This window comes from Ligilactobacillus apodemi DSM 16634 = JCM 16172 (assembly GCF_001434405.1).
In the GTDB taxonomy this organism is placed as follows: domain Bacteria; phylum Bacillota; class Bacilli; order Lactobacillales; family Lactobacillaceae; genus Ligilactobacillus; species Ligilactobacillus apodemi.
On the sequence record NZ_AZFT01000053.1, the window covers coordinates 861,556 to 886,342 of the forward strand.

Here is a 24,787-nt window from a genome sequence, read left to right on the forward strand (position 1 = left end):
ATTTTATCGCTGAGCTACCTTTTTTTAAAATATCTTAAGTTTTACACGATTGAAACTAACGCTGCCTGAAAGCCTTTTTTCCCTTCTACTTCAACAAATTCAACGCGTTGACCTTCTTCTAAAATTTTATAGCCCGATTTAACGATTGCCGTATAGTGGACAAACAAATCTTCTTTTTTATTATTATCAGGAGTAATAAAACCGTACCCTTTGTCTTTGTTAAAACGACGAACTGTTCCTTGTAACATGTTTTTTCACCTTATTTACTTTATTTTTTCAAAATTTCATTTTCACGAAAACTAAAATATGCATCTTTGCCAACAATAATATGATCTAGCAAAGTGATCCCTAGCAATTCACCACTAGTAGCTAGCCGCTTAGTGACTGCTAAATCATTTGCCGAAGGACTAACTTGTCCACTAGGATGATTATGCACGACAATAAATCTGGCAGTACTGTAACTAAAAGCGTGCTTGAAAATTTCACGCGGATGCACTGTTGCTGAATCCAGAGTCCCGACAAAGATCTTTTTTCCGCTAAAAGTTGATTCTTTGTATCTAAGTATACACCTATTAGCATTTCTTGTTTGACACCACTTAGCTTTTCGATCATATATTCTCCGATCACCTTACTCGAACAGACTACGCCTAAAGGCAAATCTGGGCACTTATCGTAGCGTTTAGCAAATTCACACAGCATTAACCCTTGACATAAAAACCGCTCAGCAGTGAAATTTTCCCAATCTGTCACCGTATAATTTTTAAACTCCGAAATCTGTTTATCTCGTAAAATTTCTTTGGTAGCCTGTGGTAACGTTAAAAATACTTGCCAAATCGCTAATAAGAGTTCTTGATCGGTCAAACGTTCTAGTTTTTGTGTTATCTTTATTTTTTTATAATTCATTTCGTTCATCTCCCCTGCTTTATAAATTCGCAAAAAGCAAGGGAAATATTTTATTTAGCGATAAATTCTTTTACTGCCACTAAATTAGGTAAGATCGCTAAAGTATGTTCTTTTTCATATTCAGTTGGTTGAATGATATCTGGGACCATGATCACTGGAATATCAGCATTATTAGCCGCTTTGACCCCATTGATCGAATCTTCAATGACCAATGATTCTTCCTTTGCTACATTCCCCATTTTTTGCCATGCCTTATTGAAAATTTCAGGCGAAGGCTTAGCATGGGTCACATCATCTGCTGAAACGATATGCGCAAATTTGCCACTGATCCCAGTTTCTTCTAAATAATACTCAATATCTTTTCTAAAATTACTTGAAGCGATCACATAGGGAATATTTTGCTCATCAAGATAAGCAGTCAATTCTTTAAAACCTGGTTTAAGCGCTAATTTACCAGCTTCGACGATCGGATAAACATTTTCCATACTCATCGCATAAAAACGATCGACCAATTCGCGACTACCATAATCCTTAGCCATTTGTGCAAGCATTGGTTCAGTACCTGCACCGATAAATTGTTGATAGTATTCTAGCGTATAATTTTTCATTCCCAATTGGTCAGCAGCCATTTTATTAGCTTCAAAGTAAACCTTTTCCGAGTCAAAAACGACACCATCCATATCAAAAATCACTAATTTTACTTTCATTTTTTCACCACTATATTAAAAAATACAGTTTTTCCTTCCTAAACAAAATAATTTCTAACTTCTGAAACAAAATATAAAGACCCTGTAAAAAGTAACATGTCATCCGCCGACATTTCCCGCAATACGATCGGCAAAACTTCACGCCAGTCAGAGTAATACTTGATTGCACCATCTCCCTGTAAAAATTCAAAATCTGCCACTGCTCGCGGGGCATCAAATTCAACCGCACTTAACGTTACATTAGGCAATGCTTGTAAACAAGCAAACATCTCAGGCGCACGCTTATCGGCTAAAACCGACATCACAACGTAAATCTGCCGCTCAGAAAAACGTGTTTTTAAAATCTGGGCCAATTTTTTCACAGCATCGAGATTATGAGCCCCATCTAAGACTACTAAGGGTTCTTCATTGATCAGTTCAAATCTAGCTGGCCAACTGGTCGTTATCAGTGCCTTTCTTATCTCAGATTCACGAGGAGTAAATTTTTCAAGCTGAGCTAAGCATAAAAATGCACTGAGCGCTAAGCTAGCATTCGCTACTTGATAATCACCTAAAAGCTTGATTTTTAACTTACGGTAACTTTTTCCAAAGCCATTATACGTAAAAATTTGCCCCCAAAAGTCTTGCGTTTTAGCTAAACTCCAAGAATAATCGCTTGGCGTTGTGTACAATTTAGCCTCTTTTTCGTTAGCAACTTGCGTAATGACTTGCAGACTTTCAGCATCTAATGCGCCGACAACAACCGGACGCTTAGCTTTGATGATCCCTGCCTTAACTTGTGCGATCTGAGCTAAAGTGTCGCCTAAAATTTGGGTGTGATCAAGGGCGACCTCAGTGATCACGGAAAGTACTGGCGTTAAAATATTAGTTGAATCATAAGTTCCACCGATCCCAACTTCAACCACCGCATAGTCAGGCACTATTTCGGCAAAATATAAAAACATCAGCATCGTGACGACTTCAAATTCTTTTGGTCCTTCACCAGCATATTCAGCATCAAGTCGTTCCACAACGGGTTTTATTTTTTGAACCAATTCGACTAATTTTTCATCGGCGATCGGAATCCCATTGATTGCGATCCGCTCATTAAACCGGGTAATAAAAGGTGAAGTAAAGGTGCCAACGGTAAACCCTTGACTTTGCAATAAATTACTCAAATATGCAACGGTCGAGCCTTTACCATTTGTACCTGTCACGTGGATAAATTTTACTTTTTGTTGCGGATCACCTAAATAGTGAGCAAATTTGCGCATTCGTGCCAAATCAGGGGATTTAGTAAATTTTCTTCTGCCGTGAATAAAAGCAAGTGCTTCAGCATAATTTTGGATCTGCATTTTTTAGCCTCTTATCATCTACAATCTTAAGGCTAGTATAACAAATCTAGGACATAACGACCACTAAACAGTAAAGTTGACTATAATAAAAAACGCTCACCCAAAGAGCAAGCGTTTAAAAATATTAAAGTTGTGCTTCTAATTGTGCGATTCGGTCATTAGTTGCACTTAATTTTTCACGGTAACCAGCTAATTTTTCTTTTTCTTTTTCGACAACTTCAGCTGGAGCATTAGCTACAAAGCGTTCATTGCCGAGTTTCTTTTCACCACGAGTAACTTCAGCTTCTAGCTTCTTAGCTTCTTTTTGCAGACGTTTGATTTCTTCATTTAAGTCGATCAAATCAGCCAATGGTAGATATACTTCGGCCCCTGTGATCACAGATGTCATTGCCAATGCTGGTGGCGTAACATCTGAAGCGATCACGAGTTCTTTTGGATGACAGAAACGTTCAATGTAATCTTTGTTATTTTCAAAGATTTCCTTAGTTGTTTCTGAAGTTGTCTTGATCAAAATATCAATTGCCGAAGACATTGGGGCGTTAACTTCGGCCCGGTTGTTACGCACAGCTTTGATCAATTCAATCAAATTATCCATTTGAGCTTCCGCAGCTTGATCATCAAATTCTGCATGTTCCACTGGATAAGCTGCTGTAACTAAAGATTCACCTTCATGAGGCATTTCGAGCCAAATTTGTTCGGTGACAAATGGCATGATCGGGTGTAAGAGACGAAGCGTTTGATCTAAAACGTAGCACAAAATATTTTGGGTATTTTGTTTTAATTTTTGATCTTCACTTGTCAAGTTTTCCTTCGCCATTTCGATGTACCAGTCACAAAAATCATTCCAAATGAAATTGTACAAGGCACGACCAGCTTCACCAAATTCAAAGTTATCAAAGAAGCGTGTCACGTCTTTAACGGTGTCATTTAAGCGACTTAAGATCCACTTATCAGCTAATTGCCATTCTGCTTTAGGTGGTAAAGTAGCTGTGGTATCGTCATCAAGGTTCATGATCACAAAACGACTTGCATTCCAGATCTTGTTGATAAAGTTCCACGCAGCATCCATCTTAGTATAAGAGAAGCGCACATCTTGACCCGGAGTAGAACCGTTAGATAAGAACCAACGTAAAGCGTCAGCCCCATATTTATCGATAACATCCATTGGATCGATCCCGTTACCAAGTGATTTACTCATCTTACGCCCTTGTTCATCGCGGATCAAACCGTGGATCAAGACGTTCTTAAACGGACGACGCCCTGTAAATTCAACACTTTGGAAGATCATCCGTGAAACCCAGAAGAAGATGATATCATATCCAGTAACTAATGTATTAGTTGGGAAGTAACGTTTAAAGTCCGGTGCTTGTGTATCTGGCCAACCCATCGTTGAAAATGGCCATAAAGCACTAGAGAACCATGTATCTAATACGTCTGGATCTTGTTCCCAATTTTCAATATCAGCTGGAGCTTCTTCACCAACATAAGTTTCACCAGTTTCTTTATTGTACCAAGCTGGAATTTGGTGACCCCACCATAATTGCCGTGAAATTACCCAATCATGGACATTTTCCATCCATTGTGTAAAGGTCTTTTCAAAGCGTTCCGGAACAAAATCTACTCGATCAGCAGAATCTTGGTTTGCTAAAGCAGCTTCTGCTAATGGTTTCATTTTCACGAACCATTGCGTTGAAAGACGAGCTTCAACTGGGACACCTGTTCTTTCTGAGTGACCAACACTATGCGTAATCTTTTCGATGTTTAGCATGTAGCCTTGATCTTCAAGATCTTTAACGATCGCTTTACGAGCGTCAAAACGATCCATACCATTATATTTGCCGGCACGTTCGTTCATCGTCCCATCATCGTTCATCGTATTGATCCGTTCAAGATCATGACGGTTACCAACTTCAAAGTCGTTAGGGTCATGTGCTGGCGTGATCTTCACCATCCCAGTCCCAAATTCAGGATCAACGTATTGATCAGCAATAATTGGGATATGACGTCCTTGTAATGGTAAGAGCACTTCTTTACCAACAAGGTCTTTATAACGTTCATCTTTTGGATTAACAGCTACCGCTACGTCACCCATCATCGTCTCTGGACGAGTCGTTGCAATTTCAATATAATCTTTGCCGTTAAATGTCGTACCATCAACGAATGGGTATTTCACGTGATAAAAGGCACCTTCATCATCTTGGTGGATAACTTCAATATCTGATAAAGCTGTGCGTGCTTTAGGATCCCAGTTGATGATGTATTCACCACGATAGATTAAGCCTTTTTCGTATAATTTTACAAAGACCCGTCTAACGGCTTTAGATAAACCTTCATCTAAAGTAAAGCGTTCCCGGTCATAATCTAAAGATAGACCTAATTTAGCCCATTGTGCATGGATAATGTCGGCATATTCGCCTTTCCATTCCCAAACTTTATCAATGAATTTTTCCCGACCTAAGTCATAGCGAGAGATCCCTTCTTCAGCTAAACGCGCTTCAACCTTAGCTTGCGTTGCGATCCCAGCATGATCCATCCCTGGAAGCCATAAAGTATCGAATCCTTGCATCCGTTTTTGACGGATCAACATATCTTGTAACGTAGTATCCCAAGCATGACCTAAGTGCAACTTCCCAGTTACGTTTGGTGGTGGGATCACGATCGAATATGGTTTGGCGTTTTTATCGCCGCTTGGTTTAAATAGGCCTGCATCGACCCATTTTTGATAACGACCAGGTTCAACTTGACTTGGATCGTATTTAGTAGACATCTCTATTTCACGTGCCATTTTCATCTTCCTTTCCTTATTTGACCGGTTTTCTAGACAAAAAAGCACTGCCATCCGCTTAGGACGACAGTGCCGTGGTACCACCTAAATTGGGCTTTTATCCCCTCTTTGATCTGCGTTAACGAATAGATATCCGGTCTTACTTACTAAAAATTTCAGTAGGACAGCTCCCAAGCTACTCTTTGACCAACTGCTAAAGCGTTGCACCGACCCGCTTCTCTCTAAAAACAGTCCCTGGTCAAATCCTCTTGTTCAAAGCTTATAAGTTGTATTTTAGCCTTGAAATAAGGAAGCGTCAAGCAATTTTATAGTAATTCCGCAAAATCAGCCTGCTTTTCATTCATAAATTCATCGCCGATCTTGATATCGGTAACTTGGATCCCTTCCATTGCACGAGCTAAAAGGCCATCGATATCAAGGCGTTCTTCGTAATAACGTGCCTTATCGATCTTTGGCTTAGTTTTTGGTGCTGGTGGAGCAAAAATCGTGCAGCAATCTTCAAATGGTTGGATCGATAAATCAAATGTATCGATATCTTGTGCGATCTTAATGATCTCATTTTTATCCATCGAAACCACTGGACGTAAAACTGGCATCGTAGTCACATCATTGATGGCAGCCATACTTTCCAAGGTTTGTGAAGCGACTTGCCCTAAAGCTTCACCGTTAAAGATCGCTAAACCATTCCGCTTTTTAGCAATCATTTCACTTAACCGTAACATAAAACGCCGTTGGATGGTCATCAAATAGCCTGATGGGACTTTTTCTTTAATCGTTTCTTGGATCTCCGTAAACGGTACGGCGATAAATTGGATCTTCCCGACATATGGTGTCAATTTAGCCGTTAATTCTTTGGCTTTATTTAAAGCTTGTTCACTAGTATAAGGTGGACTAAAGAAATGAACCATTTCAATATCTACCCCACGTTTCATTGCTAAATAACCTGCAACCGGAGAATCGATCCCACCTGAAAGCATCAACATTGCTTTACCAGCCGTTCCAACTGGCAAACCACCTGCACCATCAATCGTTTCATGTGATAAATAGATCCCATTAGCCCGAACTTCAACGCGCAAGATCATATCAGGTTCTTTCATCTTGACCTTGATGCCAGGAACGGTCTTTAAGATATGACCACCTAACATGTCATTTAATTCGTTAGTATCGTATTTAAAATGGTGGTCAGAACGACGTGTGTTGATCTTAAAGGTCATTCCTTCATGAAATTTTTCGGCAACCATTTGTGTAATAACTTCTTTAACCGCTTCAATATCGCGTTCGACCCGAATCGAAGGTGAAAAGTTTTGAATCCCAAATACTTGCTTTAAGCGTGCCATCACTTTAGTTGAATCTTCGCCATTCAATTGAATATGCATGCGATCACGGTGGGCTTTGACCACAAGTTTAGGGAAATCATGCATTGCTTGACGCACATTGAAACCTAAACGATCAATGAAATTACGTCTATTTTTTCCTTTAGTTGAAAGTTCGCCGTAACGAACCATAATTTCTGTATATTGCATCTTGTTTCCTTTCCTTTAACTAAGAATTGATCTTTAAGAATTTTTGATAGATATCATCGAAAATACGGTTGAATTCTGTTGCTTCCGCTAGCGTGTTATTTTCGTCTAAACTTACCCGAACAGCTGAAGTAGCAATTTTATCATCAATTTGCATGGCGTGTAAAGTCGAGGAGACTTGACCTTTTTTCGAAGAACAAGCACTAGTCGTTGAAATAAAGACACCTTGATCTTCAAACGCATGGACGATCGTTTCGCCACGTACTCCTTCGATTGCAAAGCACAAGATATGAGGGGCAAATTTATCTCCTAATTCTGAAAAGATCGTAACTTTTTCAAATTTTTGTAAATGATCATAGATTTTTTCACGAATTGCTTGTTCGTGGGCAACGTTGTTAGTTTCATTTTCTAATAACAACCGTAAAGCCTTCGCCATCGCAGCGATCGCAGGTAAATTTTCCGTACTGCTCCGCAAGTTTTGTTCTTGTCCGCCACCCGAAAGTAAGGGGGCTAACTTTCGACCAGCTTTTTTATACAAGAAACCGACGCCACGTGGTGCATGAAATTTATGCCCTGAAAAAGTAACGAGGTCGACTCTTTCATCCATGATCAAGTCAGTTAAGCCTTTACCCACTGCTTGAACTGCATCAACGTGAAAATGCACTTTAGGATGATCTTTTAGCACTTCGGCGATTTCTTTGATCGGTTGGATCGCACCGATCTCGTTATTGACAGCCATGACCGAAACTAAGATCGTATCTTTACGTAAAGCATTCTTTAAGTCAGCCACCGAGATTTGACCGTGCTTATCTACTGGCAGATAAGTCACTTCAAAGCCTAACTTTTCAAGTTGTTTCATTGAATTGATCACCGCTGGATGTTCGACCATCGTTGTGATCAAATGTTTGCCATAAATACCTTTTTCGATCGCAGTCCCTTTAATCGCCCAGTTATCACCTTCAGTACCACCACTAGTAAAGAAGATCTCTTCTTTTTGACAGCCAAGTAAATTAGCGATTTGTGTGCGTGATTGCTCTAATAAATTGTAGGCATTTTCACCCATTTTATGCAAAGATGACGGGTTGCCCCAGATGCTTTCACTTACTTTATCATAAGTGCTCAAAACATCAGGATGGACCTTGGTCGTTGCGCTATTATCAAAATATATCATTAATAATGAACCCTCTTTAAATTTTTTACTTACTTATTGTAATTTATAACTCGTAAAATCACAACTAAATTTGCCACTACAAATTATAAGGACTAAAGCCTTGTGATGCAACTTGGCTTTAGTCCTTAAGCTCAATAATTTAATTATTCTCCTAGTTATTAACTAACAACGCGACGTTTGCTACCTTCCTTGTAGTCATTTTCGATCCGTTTATAGCAACCTGGTTCTACTGATTCTAACGCTTGGGAAATAATATCAAGTGCGCCTACATAATCATAGTCCCGATTGAACAGATCATATGCATGTTGATATGCCGATGCTACTTCAGGATAGCGGGAACGATAGCGGTTAGCATATTGCAACATTTCTTCAGTTAAAGCCGAGCTATCAATGATCTCTTGGGTCTTTTGGGCTAAGACATCCAAGTCAGATTGAGTATTGATCAATTCGCGGGCGATCTGTTCCATATTTAGTTGGATCTTATTTAAGTCACGATCTAAATTCTCGATCTCACGCCCAACTTTAAAGAAATATTCCACATACTCACTTGGTAAGCCTGGCAAGTTCAATAACTCGATCTCGCGTTTCAAACGATGGATATCATTATCGAAGCCTTGAACGGCTGCTTGAGCTTCTTTTTCTTCTTCAAAGAGATCTGCGACACTATCACCGATTTCTTTTTGTTTTTCTTCGATTTTTTCCATGCTTTCTAAAACAGCAACTTGACGTTTTTGGATCTCAGAGTAAACAAGTGCCTCTTTATCTTTAGTTTCTAAATAAGCATCGAATTCTTTTTTGATTTTTTTAAGCTGTTCATTTAAAGTATGTGCTTCTTCAAGTTCATTGTGATTCAACGTATAGTTTTGACTCAAGCGGTCAAGCTCGATCAAAAGCTCTTTTTCTTGGGCTTGAGCGTGTTCCAAGAAATCAGCAAAGTGTTTTTCTTGGCGTTTTACTTTCAAGCGTGCGTTATACTCACGTTCCATTACATCATAAGCTTCATCAATCAAATCAGCCAGTTCTTTATCTGTGGCCTCTGCTCTAGAAACTTCAACTTGCTTTAAATTCTCTTCGTTTTCTTTGATCAAGTCTGCGATCGTCTTGAGTTGTTTTTCCATATCTTTAGGAAAACCATATTTTTCAGAACTCAATTGTTTAAATCCTGACTGTAATTCCTCAAGTTGTTCCGGAAAAACATTCTTTAAGTTGCGATAAACTGGCGGTAATTTCTTGAGCGCGATCTTCAAACTATGCGTCTTGGCTTGTAATTTTTCTAATAAAGAGCTTGATTTAGCGTAGTCCCCTTCTTCGGTAACTTTTGCATAATCATCAAAATCTTTTTCTAATCCCGCTAGATCAGCCTCTAATTTATCGATACTTGGGCCGTATGAAAAGTTCTTTGCTAAAAGTGTCTTTCTGATCGTTTGATATTCTTCTTTTAATTCGTTGATAGCTTTTTTATGCACTTCAGCGGTTTTCTTTAGCTCAACTAATTTTCGGTTTAATTGAGCATAACGCTCTTTTGCATTTTCGACTTGCAATTCTTTTTGCTTTAATTCGCCTGAAAGTTTGAAGAATTTATATTGCTGCAATTGTTCATGGATCTGATTCAAATATTCGGAAATTTCGGGCAATTGTTGGTTTATTAAAGCATGATAATCATGTTCAACTTGCTCGAATTCCGCTAAACTATCGCCTGAAAGCGGTAGTTCTCTTACAGCTCTTAATTCTTCTTCTAGCGGTGAATCAATAATTTCTTCTATGCTGTTTTTAGCGTTTGCGATTCGCTCTTCACATGAGCGTTGAAAAAAGAGTACCGCTGCATAAATTGCGACTGCAATCAGTACAATTGCCACCAATACTACTACCATCTACTGTCCCATCCTTTAAAATTGCTAGCTTAAAATTAATTACTTGCCATCTTTGACAAATGCGTATAAAATCTAAAGCTAATTATATCATAGTTGTTAATTTTGATACACTATAAAACGCTATATTTAAATAGGAGGTATTTCCTTGTCACTTTTAGCTGCACAAATTGATGCTTTATTAGAAAATGAAACTAACTTGATCGCTAACCTTTCAAACGCTTCGGCTTTATTAAATGATTCTTTAGCTGATATCAACTGGGTCGGCTTTTATCTGTATGATCCCCAAACCGATCAACTTGATCTAGGGCCATTCCAAGGTAAAGTTGCTTGCATGCATATCCAAAATGGAGTTGGCGTTTGCGGGACAGCCTTAAAAGAAAATAAAGTTTTGCGCGTTGCAAACGTTCATGAATTTGCAGGCCACATTGCCTGTGATAGTGCTTCAAATTCTGAAATCGTCTTTCCGTTAGTTAAAGATGGAGAGATTCTTGGTGTTTTAGACATTGATTCACCTAAGCTTGACCGCTTTAGCGCCGAAGATGAACAGAAATTAAGCGCCTTTGTTGAAGCTTTACTCAAACATCTTTAATAACATCCCCTATTTCTCGTGTAAAAATTAGGGGGATCAAAATAGTTTAGGGGGTAGTTTTTATGGATAAAAATTTAACAGGATTTACTAACATCCAAAAACTTGATCCAGACATTATCGTTGATTTAAAGTACGCTACGACAGATAATTTTACGGGTCAAGTGATCTATAACTTTACCACTGCGATCGCACGTACGGGAACCGCACAAAAGTTAGCGCATGCCAGTCAGCTGGTTAAACAGCAAGGCTACCGGCTTAAAGTCTGGGATGCCTATCGTCCGGTATCCGCTCAAAAAAGACTTTTTGAAGTCTATCCTGACCCTAACTTTGTGGCCCAACCAGATCCCAATTTTAGCCATCAAAAAGGCGTGACCTTTGATTTGACTTTGATTGACCAAGACGGTCAAGAACTCCCGATGCCCACGGCTTTTGATGACTTTTCTGCCGCTGCTAGCCGCAAAGCAGCTCCTTTATCTGCGGCAGCCAAATATTATCACATTTTAAATGATGCGATGCTTGAAGCGGGGTTTGTCGGCTATGAAAACGAATGGTGGGACTATCGCGATAGCCAAATGGATGAATATGGACCACTAACAGCTGACCCTAATGATTACTAAAAAAGAGACTGGTTTTCAGTCTCTTTTTATTTAGCTCGCTGTTTTTACTAACTCACTAAAGCCAAGTTCTGACATTCCCAGAACAACTCGTTGTCGATGCAATTGATACATTCCTTGGTCCTTAGTAGCTAATCCTGGATGCGTCGTTAGCCCTAAATCGTAGCCAGCTTGCTTAGCCAATTCCGGTGTTTGTTCGCTGTAGCGTCCCACAGGATAAATAACTAGTCTAGTCTTTTGGTGAAAATTTTCATCTAACCACTGCTTAGAAGCCGTTAACTCCTCCAACTGGGCTTTGGCTGAGAGTTGGTTTAATTCGAAATGATTGACCGTATGGCTAACTAAACTGATCAACTTACTTTTCTTTAATTTTTTTAATTGCGCACTTGTCAACATATCTGGCGTATCGATCTTACTGGTGATAATCCCGATGGTTGCTTTAAGATGATATTTTTTTAAGATCGGATAGGCCGCCGTATAATTATTAGCATAACCATCATCAAAAGTCAGCATGACGACTTTTTTATCTTGTGGTAATTTATTTTTGCTAAAGGCATGATAAACTTCTGCTGGAGTTAAGGTGACATACCCTTGCTCATGCAAATATTTCATCTGCTCAGCAAACTCATTTTCTGGCACACATAAACTGTTTCCCGGGCGCGTTTCAATACTGTGGTACATTAAGATCGGAATTTTTACCGGTTGAGCTTGGGTCACCCACTTAGTTTTACTCTTGGCTGCATTTACTGAGACCACTGAAAATAAAAGTCCTAAAATAATCCCTAACATAACCCCATGGTATTTTTTTAACATTTTTATCCCCCATTTCAATACAATCATTTTAAGCACTAAAAAAGTAAAGTACAACAAAAACTTTTTCAGTTAAGTTGACACAGCTCAAAAAAATTGCTAAAATGGCGTTTGTGTAAAATAATGCAGCAGTGAGCGGTAAGCTCGTCAACATTTTATTGCCAATTAGGTTCGATCAGTACCCCTTCGGCTGCAAGGGTGAAAATCGCAAAATAAAATGCACGAATACTAAACTCACACATTATTTTACTCCAAATAAATCATTGGAGGAATTTTTAATGTCTCGTTATACAGGTCCATCCTGGAAAGTTTCCCGTCGTTTAGGAATCTCTCTTTCAGGTACAGGTAAAGAATTAGCTCGTCGTCCATACGCACCAGGCCAACATGGTCAAAACAACCGTCGTAAGTTATCTGAATACGGTTTGCAATTGCGTGAAAAACAAAAGCTTCGTATGACATACGGTTTATCTGAACGCCAATTTGCTAACCTTTTCTTAAAGGCTGGTAAGATCCGCGAAGGTAAACACGGTGATAACTTCATGGTATTGTTGGAACGCCGTTTGGATAACGTTGTTTACCGTTTAGGTTTGGCTACAACTCGTCGTCAAGCTCGTCAATTGGTAAACCACGGTCACATCACAGTTGATGGCAAGCGCGTGGATATCCCTTCATACGAAGTAAAACCAGGCCAAGTTATCTCCTTGCGTGAACGTTCAAAAGACTTGAAAGTTGTTAAGGAAGCATTAGAATCAATCGTTGGTCGCGTACCATTTGTTTCTTTTGATGAAAACACAATGGAAGGTACATTAGTACGCTTACCAGAACGTGATGAACTCGATGCAAACATCGACGAATCACTTGTTGTTGAATACTACAACAAACTTTAATATCATTTTTGATATTATCATTAAGAGTTCAGCTTTTAGCTGGGCTCTTTTTTTAACTAAAAAATCTGCTATACTAAATGGATGAGAAAGGTGGTTATAAGATGAGTGGAGATGAACTTCAAGATCATATGAACAAAGGAATGTATGGGACACCGCAGTTAAAACCCGATGAAAAGCGGAAATATCTCGGTACATTTCGGGAACGAGTTGCTTTGACCCTAACCTTTGCACAATTAAAAAATTCAGCTTATCTAGCTGAACTTGCCAAAGAATTAAAAGAGCAACCAGAATTACACATGATCATCAATGGTAAAGTGCAAAATCCTGAACTTTCTGAGCTGATGAAATTTGCCCAAGATGCTAATGTTTCGTTTACTTGCAACACCGATAGCACTTTAAAACACGGGCCAGATGACTTAGCTGTAGTAGTCTGCTCAAAAGATACTGCCTTGCATATCAATGATGTCGACGTTGCTCAAAAATGTCCGCTAACTCAGACAACTGACACTGACAAAGAAACTAAAAAACATTTTTCTTTACGTGATCTTTTTAAATAGTCAAAAAAAGGAACGCCTATCATTTTTGAGGCGTTCCTTTTTTAGTAATTATTTAAATTGTGCTAAGACTTTTTGAGCGATCGGTTGTTTTTCTTGTTTCAACAAGACAAATTCATTTAAGGCTAAAGCTGGATAGGCATGCGCATTTAAAAAGGTCAAGTGCGTTGGTTCACTATATGGTTGATAAATATTAGGGATCACCACATCTAATGACCCATCATGCAGTTGTAACAAGTCCATTTGCCGTTTTAATTCGGTCAAATAACTTTGATCGATCTCATCTAAAACTTCATAAGCTTGTGAGCCCGTATTATACGTTGCATCATAGCGCAATAAGACTTGGATGCCACGCGGGATCACACTTTCTAAAGTCAAGCCTTGTGATTTGAGAGTCGCCTTTTCAACCTCACCTAATTCGATCATTTCAAATTCAGCCCGCGCTCGTGCATTCTTGCGACTGATCAGATCCTTAAGCGTCAAACGCCCATCGCCAACAACATTAGCTGGGATCCGCTCAACTAAACTAATGATCTCATCATTAACAACTAGTGCACGATAGACCGAACCAACTACAACTTGCTCGATCAAAACAGCTGCTGTTTGTTTTAATTGTTGTTCGACCACGGCTAATAACTCGTGTTCAGTTGGTGGCATGCGGAAAAGTCGCGTAGTTTTATCAGATGGTGCCACCGCATTTTTAATAACTACTGCTTTGTCTTTAAGTAAGGGATAAATTGCCTTGGCCTCTTGTCTAGAAGTTACAACAAAGCCCCGTGAAACATTAACGTTTTGACTACCCAAAAACTCTTTAGCAGTCTGTTTGTGTTGCCATAGCTCACTCATGACCGCACTATCTTTGGTAGTTTGGATCCCCTGCTTTAATAGCTTTCCGTTCAACTGTAAGATCCCTGCCTGTGGTAAAACAGTATGATAATCGATTCCGGCGACAACAGCTTCATCTAAGATCAATTGGGTGTTCTTATCCAACGTTACTTCTTTTATTAAAGCTGATTCTTGATATTTTTGGGCTAAAAACATCCCATAATCGGCTAAAGTCTCATGTTTGCCTTGTGTCCGCAACAGACGTGTTGTCGGTGTTTCTTCAGATTTTTCAAGCCGTTTCTTTAAAACATCGAATGTTCCCTGCCATTTTGGATAATTGAATTTTTTAGCAAAACGATCTAGTTCTTTTAAGAATGCATATGCTTTTGCAAAAATCTTGGTCTTTGCAAACGGATTTTCATTGGCCACTGCTTTAGCTAATTCATTAGCTTCTGCCAAGGATTCAGTTGTAGCTTTCTCTTCATTCATCAAGAAATAACCACTCATCACTTCGAGTAAGCGTAATTGATGCGCTGTTACCCCTTGAGCGTGAAATGGATCAAGGTCGATGAGATCTAGCTCTAGATAATGAACCCCACTTGCTTTCATTTCAAGCGGGTCACGGTAATTCCCAGCTAATTTTAAAGGTAGATCCTTAGCTTTGAGCGAATTCAAATAATTTTCAAGCGAACTATAGTCGATCGTTCCCGTGGCTTCTTGCAAACTAGCTGCTGCCATACTTCGTTTAGGTGAAGCATTGGTTTCATTTGTCTGCACCGCCCAAGCATATGGAGTTGCACCAAAGAGATAAACTAAAAAGGCTTGGTGTAAACTAAATTCGCGTAACAACTTAAAATAGACTTGGTTTCTAAAATCAACGTATGGAACCTCTGATTTGCTAAATTTAGCCGCATATAATTCACTGAAAAGTTTTTCTGGTAACGTTAATCTAATTTGCGAACCTACTTTATTAGCCAAACTAGCATGTAATTTTTCCGAAAACGGCCACAAAACTAGTTCATGCCCTAGTTTTTTACGCACCGCTTCTGCTTGTAACGTTAAGTCATCTAATACTTTTTCTAACGTCAAATTCTTTTTAGTAGTTAACATCACTTGATTTTTATCGGCTTTAACAAACTGGTTATTTGTCCCAACTAATGAAAACTCCGTGGTATTTAAATTTTTATCTTTAGTTAAAATTTGCCATTGACGTACAACTTGAAAGGCAGTTGCATGTAAAGCTTCGGTGAGCTCTGAATCAATGATCTGATTTCCAATTTCATCAAATTTCACTTTGATCATCCTTTACAGTTATCATTTTTATAATTATAACAAATTGCCTTTATTTTGTACTATTATCACCGTTTTTTTACTAAATATGAAATTCTCTTGTTTTATTGTGGAATTATTTTAGTTTGCTATAATGGTTACATTATTACTCTTATGTGAAAGGATGATTAGTTTGAAGCCGTTAGCTTATCGCATGCGACCTAAAAAAATCGAAGATATCGTGGGGCAACAGCATTTAGTGGCGCCGGGTAAGATCCTAGCGCGCATGGTCAAAGCAAAGTTGCTCTCTTCGATGATCTTGTACGGACCACCGGGAACTGGAAAGACTAGTATTGCAAGTGCGATCGCTGGTTCAACTAAATACGCTTTTCGTATCTTAAATGCTGCGACTGATTCAAAAAAAGAACTTGAAATGGTCGCCGAAGAAGCTAAGATCAGTGGGACAGTTATCTTACTTTTAGATGAGATCCACCGCTTAACTAAGCCAAAACAAGACTTCTTATTACCCCACCTTGAAAAAGGGAGCATCATTTTAATCGGTGCAACTACCGAAAATCCTTACATCACGATCAATCCCGCTATTCGCAGTCGGACCCAGATCTTTGAAGTCAAACCATTGAGCGAACACGATATTGATCAAGCGATCACTCGTGCTTTAACTGATAAAGAAAACGGTCTAGGAAACCAAAAGATCACTTTGACCCCTGAAGCAAGAACTCACTTGACACGTGCCACTCATGGTGATCTTAGAAGTGCGCTAAATGGCTTAGAGTTAGCCGTTAAATCTACCTCTCCAGCTGAAGATGGTGTCATCAAGCTTGATCTTGCTATCATCGAAGAATGTGTGCAAAAAAAGGCCCTGGTCCAAGATAAAGATGGGGACGCTCACTATGATGTGATCTCCGCCTTTCAAAAATCGATCCGTGGTTCGGATACGGATGCGGCGCTACACTATATGGCACGCTTGCTTGAAGCTGGTGACTTACCTTCGATCGTACGGCGATTATTAACGATCGCCTACGAAGACATTGGCTTGGCAAATCCTAATGCTGCAGCCCACGCAGTTCAAGCCATCACGGCTGCCGAAAAAATTGGACTCCCTGAAGCAAGGATCCCGCTAGCTAATGCGGTCATCGAATTGTGTCTATCCCCTAAATCAAATTCTGCGATCACTGCGATCGACGAAGCTTTAGCTGATGTTTCCAAGGGTAATTATGGTGAGGTCCCTGCTTATTTACGTGACGCCCACTATCAAGGCGCTAAAAAATTAGGACGCGGGATCGGCTACAAATTTCCCCACGATTATCCTCATGGTTGGGTCAAACAACAATACTTACCTGATAAGCTAAAAGATACGCATTACTACCATCCAAAAGATAGCAGTCGTTATGAAAAAGCCTTAAAAGAACAGTATGAACGCCTAATAAACTTTAATGAGTAGTGATTGGTAACGCTTTTATTAGTTTCGTTGCATTCTTAAAAAAATTGTGCTACTATGATAGTGAACTTCTGAGGTGTACGCGTTATCCTATAAATGTAAGGTTGACCGAACAACTTTAAGTTTTGTTATCAACGATGTCTAATGGCTGATATGCTTTTATTAGAAATCAAAAGTTAGACTAGTGATACATTTTCCTGCTTACACGCGGGTTCAACTACAAGGATGATTAACGGCATCATCGGATATTCTAAAGTTAAAAACTTTAGCTAGCGGTTGAGATTTATTCTTGACCGCTAGCTTTCTTTAAGAAAGGAATTTGAGCTCGTGAAAGAACTTTTGACCTTAGGTTTGACGGTCATTTTAGGCGCGATCGTCTTATATATGGGGATCTTTTTGGCTACACATCTTGAAAAATCATTCTTTGGTGTGTTTCATCCCCAAGAAAATCCCTCACTCCAAAAAGCCATGCGGATCTGGGCGATCATCTTGATCATTTTAGGCATTTTTACGATCATTTCTGCTTTTGTCGGTATCGTTTTATTCCAAGTCATTATGCTATTGTTAGATGCGTTTTTTGTCTTGATCCTTTCATTTTTCATGCCTACCTATCTGCGCTTATAAGCATTATTTAGACTAGTAAAAGACAAACACTCATTACCTAAGATGAGGTTTGTCTTTTTTAGTATCTGCCTTTTGCAGATCTAGTTCGATATTTAGCTAAATGATCATTTATGATCTCAATAAGTAGTACATTGTCTGGTTAGCTAATTTTAAATATTACTTAGCACTTATCTACATATTACTATTAAGCATTTGTTACTATAATTGTTCTTACTTTCAATTTTGAAACAAATAAAGTAAAATAAAATTGATAAAGAAGAAAGGGTGATCCTAATATGTTACAAAGATATAAAAACATTCTTGTGCCGGTAGATGGTTCGCACGAATCAGAATTAGCTTTCAAAAAAGCTGTTGCCGTAGCTAAACGTAATGGTAAAGATACTAACTTGTATTTAGTTCACGTTGTTGACACACGTGCTTTCCAAAACATTTCTAGTTTTGATACAGCAATGGTCGAACAAGTAACTGAAACTGCAAAGAAAACAATGGACGGATACGCTGAACAAGCTAAGGCTGAAGGGTTAGTAAATGTTTCTTATTCCGTTGAATATGGTGCTCCTAAGGCAGTGATCGCTAAGGATCTACCTGAAGAAAAGAACATTGATTTGATCATGATCGGTGCAACTGGTTTAAACGCCGTTGAACGTCTCTTGATCGGTTCAGTTACAGAATATGTAACGCGTACTGCTGATTGTGATGTTTTAGTTGTCAGAACTGACTTGGAAAACAATCCTGCACTTAAAAAAGACAAGAAAGACAAAAAATAAGCACCTAAATTAAAAGACAAGCCAGCGTATTTGTTGGCTTGTCTTTTTAGTTATTGTTCACTACAACCGACTAAGTGGTCATTGACCATCCCACTGGCCTGCATCAAAGAATACACGATCGTTGGACCCATAAACTTGAAGCCCTGTTTTTTTAGTTTTTTAGCGATACTTTCTGATAATTCTGTTTTAGCGGGAACTTGTTTTTCCGCAGTAAATTGATTGTTTTTAGGCGAAAAATCGACTTCTTGCCATAACAAATCGGCTAAACTTTTTCCTTGTTGTTGTAACTTAACAACAAGTTGGGCATTATTAATGATTGCTAAAATTTTTCGCTCATTTCGAATAATGCGCGGATCAGCTAAAAGTCGCTTAACATCTGTTTCTGTCATTTGGCTGACTTTGTTAGGATCAAAGTCATAAAAGACTTCCCGAAAAGCTTGGCGTTTAGCTAAAATAGTTTGCCAACTAAGCCCAGCTTGCATCAATTCTAAACTCATCAATTCAAACAGCTTTTGGTCATCATGACATGGCTTCCCCCATTCTTCATCATGATAAGTTGTCATTTCTGGACTAATATCGGCCCAATTGCAACGTGGCATTAAATCATCCCCTTTAAATATAATTTCAGATTAGCAGTCACATAAGTTTTAGTCGGATGGGAATTAAAGACTTGTTTGATCTTACTTGGTTCATCGGTGATCACCCCATCCGCCCCTAAGACCCAAGCCATTAACGCTTGTTTTTGTGAATTGATCGTCCACAAATAAACTTTTTTATTATTTTCATGTGCCTGAGTGATAAAGTTTTTAGTTGCCGTTTTATACTCTAACGAATAAAAATCGGCTGGATTATCGGCTAAACTGAAGAGATTAAATGGCAAAATATAACCTGCTTTTAACTGCGAGGAATTTTTCTTTAGTGCATTGATCGCCAAAAGATCCACTGAATGGACCAGGTCTTTTTTCGCTAATTTCGTACCATATAATTGATAAAAATACTCACTAAATTCTTTTCCGCTACCTTGGTTTACTTTTAATTCGACTAATAACGGTTGGTTTAATTTTTTAGCTTGAGCCAAATAACTATCAAAGCTTGCTAGATAAGCATGCTTTTCCTTTTCGGTCAGTTTAACTTGCATTAACTGTTCTAATGAATTATCAGCGATCTTCATATTTTTATGTGCTAATTTACGCAAATTGCTATCATGACTGACTACAAAACGCCGGTCGGCCGTCTCTTGAATATCTAATTCAACATAGGCAGGCTTAGCTTTTTTAGCGGTATTTTTGAGCGCTGTTAGTGTATTTTGGACCCCGTTATTGCCATCAACACCACGATGAGCGATCACGATCGGCGTTTTTCCAGGATCAACGTTTAATCCCTGATAAGCTAAGAAAACTTGTAGACAAAGCGCGCCTAAAAGTAAGCCACAACTCCCATAAAACCAACCTTTTTTAGGTACTATCTGTAATTTTTTCGTCGCTGTCTTTTGCAAAGTAAAATAAACAGCACTCAAGACTAGTCCTTGTTTTAATAACCAAAAAACAACGGCATAAATAATTGCAAACCATTTAGTAGTTACTAAAGCAGTCCCCCATAATCCTAGAAAATCAAAGAGCCATAAGCCAAAGCCATACAAAAAATAATATTTAGCATAATGCCAAAAATGGCCCTTAGTTTGCTGCCAACTGGTTTTGAGCGTCTCTTTAAATGAAGCCGGGGTCGTAAAATAATCCCAGATCTTAGTTGCACTACGCAACGCCAAATAATATAAGATACCCACGACTATCCCGACTAGCGCAAGTAACCAATAACGATTAGCAAAGATCCACGAGCTTAACGTCAGCGGTAGCGCCCATTGGTTTAAGCGTTCTAGCGAAAAACTAAGCGCGCTAAAGGGCAACCACAAGAAAAGTAAAACTACTAGATAAAATAGTTTGGCAAAATACCCCTTATTATTTTGGTGCGTCAATAATGTAATCACTAACGGTAAGCCTAATACTAAGAGCCAAGCTGTTACCGGTAAGTATAACATCAAACTATTACAAAAAATAATTATAAAACTTAAGATCAGCAATCCTTGATCAGATCTTGAGTTTGTCATCATCTCTCCCTCTCTCACAAAAAAAAGGACACGGTCAAACCGCATCCCTTGTTATTTTTTTACTTCTTATCTTCGTCTGTTAAAAGACCCTTACCAAGTTTTTCAGAACCTAATTCTTGGAAATCATAGTGTAACTTAGCGTTATCTTCAAATTCAGCGATTGCTAAGCGAATCAATTCATCGATCAATTCTTTATAGTTGATACCAGAAACGGCCCACATTTGAGGATACAAGGAAATGTTAGTAAATCCTGGTAAAGTATTTACTTCACCAAAGTAAGGTACATCATTTTCATCAACTAAGAAGTCCATGCGTGCCATACCACGGTTATCTAAAACGCGGAAAGCATCAAGTGACATTTGTTGGATCTCTTTAGTCAATTTTTCTGGTAATTCAACTGGAATTTCAAAGACAACTCCCGAAGCATCCACGAATTTGTTGTTGTAATCGTAGAAATCATCACCTTCTGGTACCACAACTGCACCTAATTTAGATGCCTTAGCTGTTCGGTTACCTAAGATCGAACATTCTACTTCACGTGGGCTGTTGATCGTTTCTTCGATCAAGACTTTGTAGTCATAACGGAAAGCATCATCTAAAGCTTCTTCAAAGGCTTTCTTATCAGATACTTTGTGGATCCCAACTGAAGAACCTTGGCGTGCTGGTTTGATGAAAAGTGTTTCACCTAAGTCAGCAGCACATTTTTCATATGGATGATCAGCACGTGTTTCTGGCGTTACCACAACGTATTTTGTGTTACGGATCCCATGAAGTGTTAATAATTGCTTTGTAAGGTCTTTGTCAAAGGAAACAGCAGAAGAAGCGATCCCACTTCCGATATAAGGTTTGTTCAATAAACGGAATAAGCCTTGAACTGTTCCATCTTCACCCATGTTACCGTGGATAACTGGGTAGAAAAGATCTACATCCTTTACTTCAGAAAGATTTTGAAGGTTTGCAAGCGGATTTGAGAAGTCAACATCCTTGATTGCTTCAGCGACAACTTCATCTTCAGGTGCTCCATTAAAGATCTTCATGGAATCTTCGTTACCTAATAAGAAACCATCCTTAGTAAACATGAAGACTGTTACTTCATATTTGTCCTTATCTAATGCGTCGTAAACTGTGTGCGCGGAACGCTTTGAAACGTCATGTTCAGACGAGTTTCCGCCAAAAAGCAATGCAATATGCATTTTCTTATCTGCCATAATGGTTTTTCCATCCTCTATTATTTAAAATTATTATACGGCTTTTATCAGAAATTATTTTCCAATAACTAAGAAAATAATACCACGAAAAGTCTGTCTTTGTCATGTATTTGGGTAATAAAACTCACCTACTTTTATAAGGCAAGATCAGCGTCACCTTTTTTGATCGTGGCTAACATTTCACTAGCCATTTCACCAAATTTTTGCTTTTCATGCGTTAAATGAAATTCCAAAATATCTAAGGCACATAGGAACAACAAGCAGTGTTGCAAACTATAATTGGGGATCTCTAATTCTTTTTGCTTACGATACCCGGCTAAAAAGGCATTGCGCAAACCAAGATCTTGAACCTCATTATAGAAAAACTTGATCAGATCTTCGTAAGCGACCCCTAAATGCGCCCTTTCAAAGTCGATCAAAACATCATTATCTTGATAGACCATCAGATTACGAATACTAAAGTCACCATGCAAAACAACTTTAGGTAATAACTCATAGTCGATATCAGCCGGCTCTAAGTCAGCTTGAATGAGTTTGAAAACTTCATTTACCTGCGTTTCATACGGCGTACCATGGAAAAGTTCGACCTTTTCTTTGATCCGCTCAGATAAAGGACGTGTATCAGCGGGAACTAAAACATGTCCCGTCAATGTTTCATGAAACTTGGCTAATTTTTCGCCAAAGTAGGTCACTCGGTCTAAACTGAGATCTTCTTTTTCAATATCTTCCATTATCCGATCTTTTAAAACAACAACATAGTTATCTTCATAGATCACATTATCAAGATAGATGTCGGGACAATAAACTTGGTTGACATGTTGTTCGGCATAAAACTTGTCTTTATCTTTAAAAATTTTCACAAATAAGTCACAATCATAATGCTCGCTACGCCCTGAAAGGTGCATATTGCCAGCAACATCATGAATCGTTTCTAAGTTGGCATCATAATATTCATTTAAAAAATCGATCAGCATAAATAACCTCTCTATTATTTGTTCTCTCTTAATTGTAGTAGATAAGACTACTTTTGAGCAAGTAAAGCTAAAACACCTTGAATCTTAACCTTACATGAGATATGCTTTTTAGTTGTAATTTAATAAAAAAGGATGGTTTATTTTCATGGACAATACCCAAACACATGGCAAATATATTAGTTGGCCGATCTTGACATTAATGGCATTTGTGACCGTGATCGGTTTTGACGATATTATGTACAATTTTAAAAACCAAGGAATGACCGTGATCACTTCTTGGGTCTTAATGCTCTTTTTATATGTTATTCCCTATTCTTTGATGGTCGGACAACTCGGTTCGGTCTTTAACCAAGAAGGTGGCGGGTTAAGCTCGTGGATCCGGGGCACTAACGGTGAATTTTTAGGTTATTTCACCGCCTGGACTTATTGGGCAGCCTCAGTCCCTTACGTGGTCGATTCTGCCAATTCCGTGGTAGTTGGCTTTGGTTGGGCGTTTACTGGCTCAGGCAAATTCCAAGATACCATGTCAAATGCACAATTTACGCTTTGGACTTTTATTATTTTCATTATTTTTATTATTATTCAACGGCGTTTGGCTAACTCAATGGAATTTCTAAGTGTAGTTGGCGGGGGCATGATGTTTATCATGACGATCTTATTTGTCGTGTTAGCCTTTATCGGCTTAGCAAAAAATGGCGGTCAAATGGCGACTAAACCGATGACGGTCCATACGATCATTCCTAATTTTGATTTGAAATACTGGACAACACTGGGGATGTTGATCTATGCCGTTAACGGATGTGAACTTATCGCGCCTTACGTTACCCAAATGAAAAAGCCCCAACGCGAATTTCCTAAAGCCATGATCGCTTTAGCTGTGATGACTGCTTTTCTGACGATCTTTGGTTCTTTTGCCTTAGGGATCTACTTTAACGCCTATCATCTACCCAATGACTTAAAAATGAACGGTTCTTACTATGCCTTTCGCGCTTTAGGAGAACAGTTTGGCTTAGGCGACACCTTTATGTACATTTATGCGTGGACTTCGGTGATTTATATGTGTGCGTTACTGGCAGTCTTATTGGATGCGATGACACGTATGTTGATCTCAGATACCGGTGATAAATACATGCCAGAATTTTTACGTAAGACTAACAAAGACGGTTTACCAGTCAATGGTTATATTCTCACCTGTGTTCTGTGTGCCTTTATCATGTTTTTAGGGGTCTTTTTACCAGAAATGAATGATATTTTTAACTGGCTCTTAAATCTAAATGGGATCATTTCACCTGGGGTAACTTGTTGGATCTTTTATGCTTTCATGCGAATTCGCAAAAATCCTGAAAAATATCCATCCCAATACGTTTTCATTAAAAACGACAAGCTTGCTTATCTCGTTGGTTTCTTATTACTAGCAGTAACTGCTTTAGCCACGATTTTAGGGATTGCCCCCCAAGATGTTACGACTTTTAGTCATACTTGGTGGTACGAATTGGTGATCAATATCGTTTCGGTCGTTGTTTTGATCGGATTAGGTGCCTTGTTACCTTCGATCAGACGTCGTGAACTCAAATATGGGACAGCCTTTGATCGTTCACAGTGGTACTTAATGATCGGGTTAGTTGCATTTTCCGTGATCTTTGATGTTTGGCTAGGCGGAACTAAGATCGCCTTACGCCTTGTTTACATCGTCTTAGAGGTCATTATTGCGTTAGCGCTCTTAGTTGTGATCGCACACAAAAAACCGCGCCAAAACTAAAAAGAAGGGACTCATCTGCGTTAGGTCGCTACCTAATTGCGGTGAATCCCTTC

At 38.7% G+C, this 24,787-nt stretch carries 22 protein-coding genes and 1 other annotated feature; of the genes, 8 read left to right on the top strand and 14 right to left on the bottom strand.

The features are described 5' to 3' along the window. Nucleotides 1-41: 41 nt before the first annotated feature. From FC32_RS09545 to ezrA, 8 genes are all read right to left on the bottom strand, one after another. Entirely contained in the window at nucleotides 42-248 is a 207-nt protein-coding gene (locus FC32_RS09545; protein ID WP_025086852.1) for a cold-shock protein, read from the bottom strand. A gap of 20 nt (nucleotides 249-268) precedes the next feature. Further along, a complete protein-coding gene (locus FC32_RS11020) occupies nucleotides 269-616 on the bottom strand; it encodes a JAB domain-containing protein (protein WP_476703349.1) in 348 nt (115 codons plus the stop codon). 337 nt (nucleotides 617-953) lie between these two features. Then, nucleotides 954-1,610, bottom strand: coding sequence for an HAD family hydrolase (locus FC32_RS09555; RefSeq protein WP_025086851.1), 657 nt, complete (start codon nucleotides 1,608-1,610; stop codon nucleotides 954-956). Between the two features lie 38 nt (nucleotides 1,611-1,648). After that, nucleotides 1,649-2,944: a bifunctional folylpolyglutamate synthase/dihydrofolate synthase gene (locus FC32_RS09560; RefSeq protein WP_025086850.1), complete on the bottom strand. Its 1,296-nt coding sequence runs from the start codon at nucleotides 2,942-2,944 to the stop codon at nucleotides 1,649-1,651. A 124-nt stretch (nucleotides 2,945-3,068) separates the two neighbouring features. Continuing rightward, nucleotides 3,069-5,729, bottom strand: coding sequence for a valine--tRNA ligase (locus FC32_RS09565; protein WP_025086849.1), 2,661 nt, complete (start codon nucleotides 5,727-5,729; stop codon nucleotides 3,069-3,071). Nucleotides 5,730-5,785: 56 nt separating this feature from the next. Further along, nucleotides 5,786-5,994, bottom strand: a binding site (T-box leader). Nucleotides 5,995-6,034: 40 nt separating this feature from the next. Beyond that, on the bottom strand, nucleotides 6,035-7,252 hold the full coding sequence (gene thiI, locus FC32_RS09570; RefSeq protein WP_025086848.1) for a tRNA uracil 4-sulfurtransferase ThiI: 1,218 nt from the start codon (nucleotides 7,250-7,252) through the stop codon (nucleotides 6,035-6,037). 19 nt (nucleotides 7,253-7,271) lie between these two features. Next, a complete protein-coding gene (locus tag FC32_RS09575) occupies nucleotides 7,272-8,420 on the bottom strand; it encodes a cysteine desulfurase family protein (protein ID WP_025086847.1) in 1,149 nt (382 codons plus the stop codon). Between the two features lie 158 nt (nucleotides 8,421-8,578). Then, on the bottom strand, nucleotides 8,579-10,291 hold the full coding sequence (gene ezrA / locus FC32_RS09580; RefSeq protein WP_025086846.1) for a septation ring formation regulator EzrA: 1,713 nt from the start codon (nucleotides 10,289-10,291) through the stop codon (nucleotides 8,579-8,581). Between the two features lie 139 nt (nucleotides 10,292-10,430). Here ezrA and FC32_RS09585 point away from each other — a divergent pair, with 139 nt between their 5' ends. Beyond that, on the top strand, nucleotides 10,431-10,880 hold the full coding sequence (locus FC32_RS09585; protein ID WP_025086845.1) for a GAF domain-containing protein: 450 nt from the start codon (nucleotides 10,431-10,433) through the stop codon (nucleotides 10,878-10,880). A 62-nt stretch (nucleotides 10,881-10,942) separates the two neighbouring features. After that, on the top strand, nucleotides 10,943-11,497 hold the full coding sequence (locus tag FC32_RS09590; protein WP_025086844.1) for a M15 family metallopeptidase: 555 nt from the start codon (nucleotides 10,943-10,945) through the stop codon (nucleotides 11,495-11,497). Between the two features lie 30 nt (nucleotides 11,498-11,527). Here FC32_RS09590 and FC32_RS09595 read toward each other — a convergent pair whose 3' ends face one another. Then, entirely contained in the window at nucleotides 11,528-12,307 is a 780-nt protein-coding gene (locus tag FC32_RS09595; RefSeq protein WP_025086843.1) for a polysaccharide deacetylase family protein, read from the bottom strand. A 275-nt stretch (nucleotides 12,308-12,582) separates the two neighbouring features. On the opposite strand from FC32_RS09595, the gene rpsD reads away from it, so the two are divergent. Continuing rightward, on the top strand, nucleotides 12,583-13,191 hold the full coding sequence (gene rpsD, locus FC32_RS09600; protein ID WP_025086842.1) for a 30S ribosomal protein S4: 609 nt from the start codon (nucleotides 12,583-12,585) through the stop codon (nucleotides 13,189-13,191). Nucleotides 13,192-13,292: 101 nt separating this feature from the next. Continuing rightward, nucleotides 13,293-13,748 carry a YueI family protein gene (locus FC32_RS09605; RefSeq protein WP_025086841.1) on the top strand — a complete coding sequence of 152 codons (456 nt, stop codon included), beginning with the start codon at nucleotides 13,293-13,295 and terminating at the stop codon, nucleotides 13,746-13,748. A 48-nt stretch (nucleotides 13,749-13,796) separates the two neighbouring features. Here the strand turns inward: FC32_RS09605 and FC32_RS09610 are convergent, their stop codons facing one another. After that, nucleotides 13,797-15,863: a bifunctional glutamate--cysteine ligase/glutathione synthetase gene (locus FC32_RS09610; RefSeq protein WP_025086840.1), complete on the bottom strand. Its 2,067-nt coding sequence runs from the start codon at nucleotides 15,861-15,863 to the stop codon at nucleotides 13,797-13,799. A gap of 169 nt (nucleotides 15,864-16,032) precedes the next feature. On the opposite strand from FC32_RS09610, the gene FC32_RS09615 reads away from it, so the two are divergent. The 3 genes from FC32_RS09615 to FC32_RS09625 all read left to right on the top strand — a co-directional run bounded on the left by FC32_RS09615 (nucleotide 16,033) and on the right by FC32_RS09625 (nucleotide 18,689). Continuing rightward, on the top strand, nucleotides 16,033-17,301 hold the full coding sequence (locus FC32_RS09615; RefSeq protein ID WP_025086839.1) for a replication-associated recombination protein A: 1,269 nt from the start codon (nucleotides 16,033-16,035) through the stop codon (nucleotides 17,299-17,301). Between the two features lie 324 nt (nucleotides 17,302-17,625). Then, the gene (locus FC32_RS09620; RefSeq protein WP_025086838.1) at nucleotides 17,626-17,922 is read left to right on the top strand and encodes a hypothetical protein; all 297 of its coding nucleotides are present in this window, start codon (nucleotides 17,626-17,628) and stop codon (nucleotides 17,920-17,922) included. 275 nt (nucleotides 17,923-18,197) lie between these two features. Continuing rightward, nucleotides 18,198-18,689, top strand: coding sequence for a universal stress protein (locus FC32_RS09625; protein WP_025086837.1), 492 nt, complete (start codon nucleotides 18,198-18,200; stop codon nucleotides 18,687-18,689). A gap of 50 nt (nucleotides 18,690-18,739) precedes the next feature. Here the strand turns inward: FC32_RS09625 and FC32_RS09630 are convergent, their stop codons facing one another. From FC32_RS09630 to FC32_RS09645, 4 genes are all read right to left on the bottom strand, one after another. Next, nucleotides 18,740-19,288, bottom strand: a complete 549-nt coding sequence (locus FC32_RS09630) for a DNA-3-methyladenine glycosylase I (RefSeq protein ID WP_025086836.1) — start codon at nucleotides 19,286-19,288, stop codon at nucleotides 18,740-18,742. Beyond that, nucleotides 19,288-20,793, bottom strand: a complete 1,506-nt coding sequence (locus tag FC32_RS09635; protein WP_025086835.1) for a glycerophosphodiester phosphodiesterase — start codon at nucleotides 20,791-20,793, stop codon at nucleotides 19,288-19,290. The genes FC32_RS09630 and FC32_RS09635 overlap by 1 nt, the downstream gene beginning before the upstream one ends. A gap of 59 nt (nucleotides 20,794-20,852) precedes the next feature. Continuing rightward, nucleotides 20,853-22,001: a D-alanine--D-alanine ligase family protein gene (locus FC32_RS09640; protein WP_056957418.1), complete on the bottom strand. Its 1,149-nt coding sequence runs from the start codon at nucleotides 21,999-22,001 to the stop codon at nucleotides 20,853-20,855. 134 nt (nucleotides 22,002-22,135) lie between these two features. Further along, nucleotides 22,136-22,975: a phosphotransferase gene (locus tag FC32_RS09645; RefSeq protein ID WP_025086834.1), complete on the bottom strand. Its 840-nt coding sequence runs from the start codon at nucleotides 22,973-22,975 to the stop codon at nucleotides 22,136-22,138. A gap of 145 nt (nucleotides 22,976-23,120) precedes the next feature. On the opposite strand from FC32_RS09645, the gene FC32_RS09650 reads away from it, so the two are divergent. Next, the gene (locus FC32_RS09650; RefSeq protein WP_025086833.1) at nucleotides 23,121-24,734 is read left to right on the top strand and encodes an APC family permease; all 1,614 of its coding nucleotides are present in this window, start codon (nucleotides 23,121-23,123) and stop codon (nucleotides 24,732-24,734) included. Nucleotides 24,735-24,787 lie beyond the last annotated feature (53 nt).

What these genes read in the sequence shown, in the direction of transcription:
- FC32_RS09545 (WP_025086852.1), bottom strand. Translation starts at nt 248, where the DNA reads ATGTTACAAGGAACAGTTCGTCGTTTTAACAAAGACAAAGGGTACGGT.
- FC32_RS09555 (WP_025086851.1), bottom strand. Translation starts at nt 1,610, where the DNA reads ATGAAAGTAAAATTAGTGATTTTTGATATGGATGGTGTCGTTTTTGAC.
- FC32_RS09560 (WP_025086850.1), bottom strand. Translation starts at nt 2,944, where the DNA reads ATGCAGATCCAAAATTATGCTGAAGCACTTGCTTTTATTCACGGCAGA.
- FC32_RS09565 (WP_025086849.1), bottom strand. Translation starts at nt 5,729, where the DNA reads ATGGCACGTGAAATAGAGATGTCTACTAAATACGATCCAAGTCAAGTT.
- thiI (WP_025086848.1), bottom strand. Translation starts at nt 7,252, where the DNA reads ATGCAATATACAGAAATTATGGTTCGTTACGGCGAACTTTCAACTAAA.
- FC32_RS09575 (WP_025086847.1), bottom strand. Translation starts at nt 8,420, where the DNA reads ATGATATATTTTGATAATAGCGCAACGACCAAGGTCCATCCTGATGTT.
- ezrA (WP_025086846.1), bottom strand. Translation starts at nt 10,291, where the DNA reads ATGGTAGTAGTATTGGTGGCAATTGTACTGATTGCAGTCGCAATTTAT.
- FC32_RS09590 (WP_025086844.1), top strand. Translation starts at nt 10,943, where the DNA reads ATGGATAAAAATTTAACAGGATTTACTAACATCCAAAAACTTGATCCA.
- FC32_RS09595 (WP_025086843.1), bottom strand. Translation starts at nt 12,307, where the DNA reads ATGTTAAAAAAATACCATGGGGTTATGTTAGGGATTATTTTAGGACTT.
- rpsD (WP_025086842.1), top strand. Translation starts at nt 12,583, where the DNA reads ATGTCTCGTTATACAGGTCCATCCTGGAAAGTTTCCCGTCGTTTAGGA.
- FC32_RS09605 (WP_025086841.1), top strand. Translation starts at nt 13,293, where the DNA reads ATGAGTGGAGATGAACTTCAAGATCATATGAACAAAGGAATGTATGGG.
- FC32_RS09625 (WP_025086837.1), top strand. Translation starts at nt 18,198, where the DNA reads ATGTTACAAAGATATAAAAACATTCTTGTGCCGGTAGATGGTTCGCAC.
- FC32_RS09630 (WP_025086836.1), bottom strand. Translation starts at nt 19,288, where the DNA reads ATGCCACGTTGCAATTGGGCCGATATTAGTCCAGAAATGACAACTTAT.
- FC32_RS09635 (WP_025086835.1), bottom strand. Translation starts at nt 20,793, where the DNA reads ATGACAAACTCAAGATCTGATCAAGGATTGCTGATCTTAAGTTTTATA.
- FC32_RS09640 (WP_056957418.1), bottom strand. Translation starts at nt 22,001, where the DNA reads ATGGCAGATAAGAAAATGCATATTGCATTGCTTTTTGGCGGAAACTCG.
- FC32_RS09645 (WP_025086834.1), bottom strand. Translation starts at nt 22,975, where the DNA reads ATGCTGATCGATTTTTTAAATGAATATTATGATGCCAACTTAGAAACG.
- FC32_RS09650 (WP_025086833.1), top strand. Translation starts at nt 23,121, where the DNA reads ATGGACAATACCCAAACACATGGCAAATATATTAGTTGGCCGATCTTG.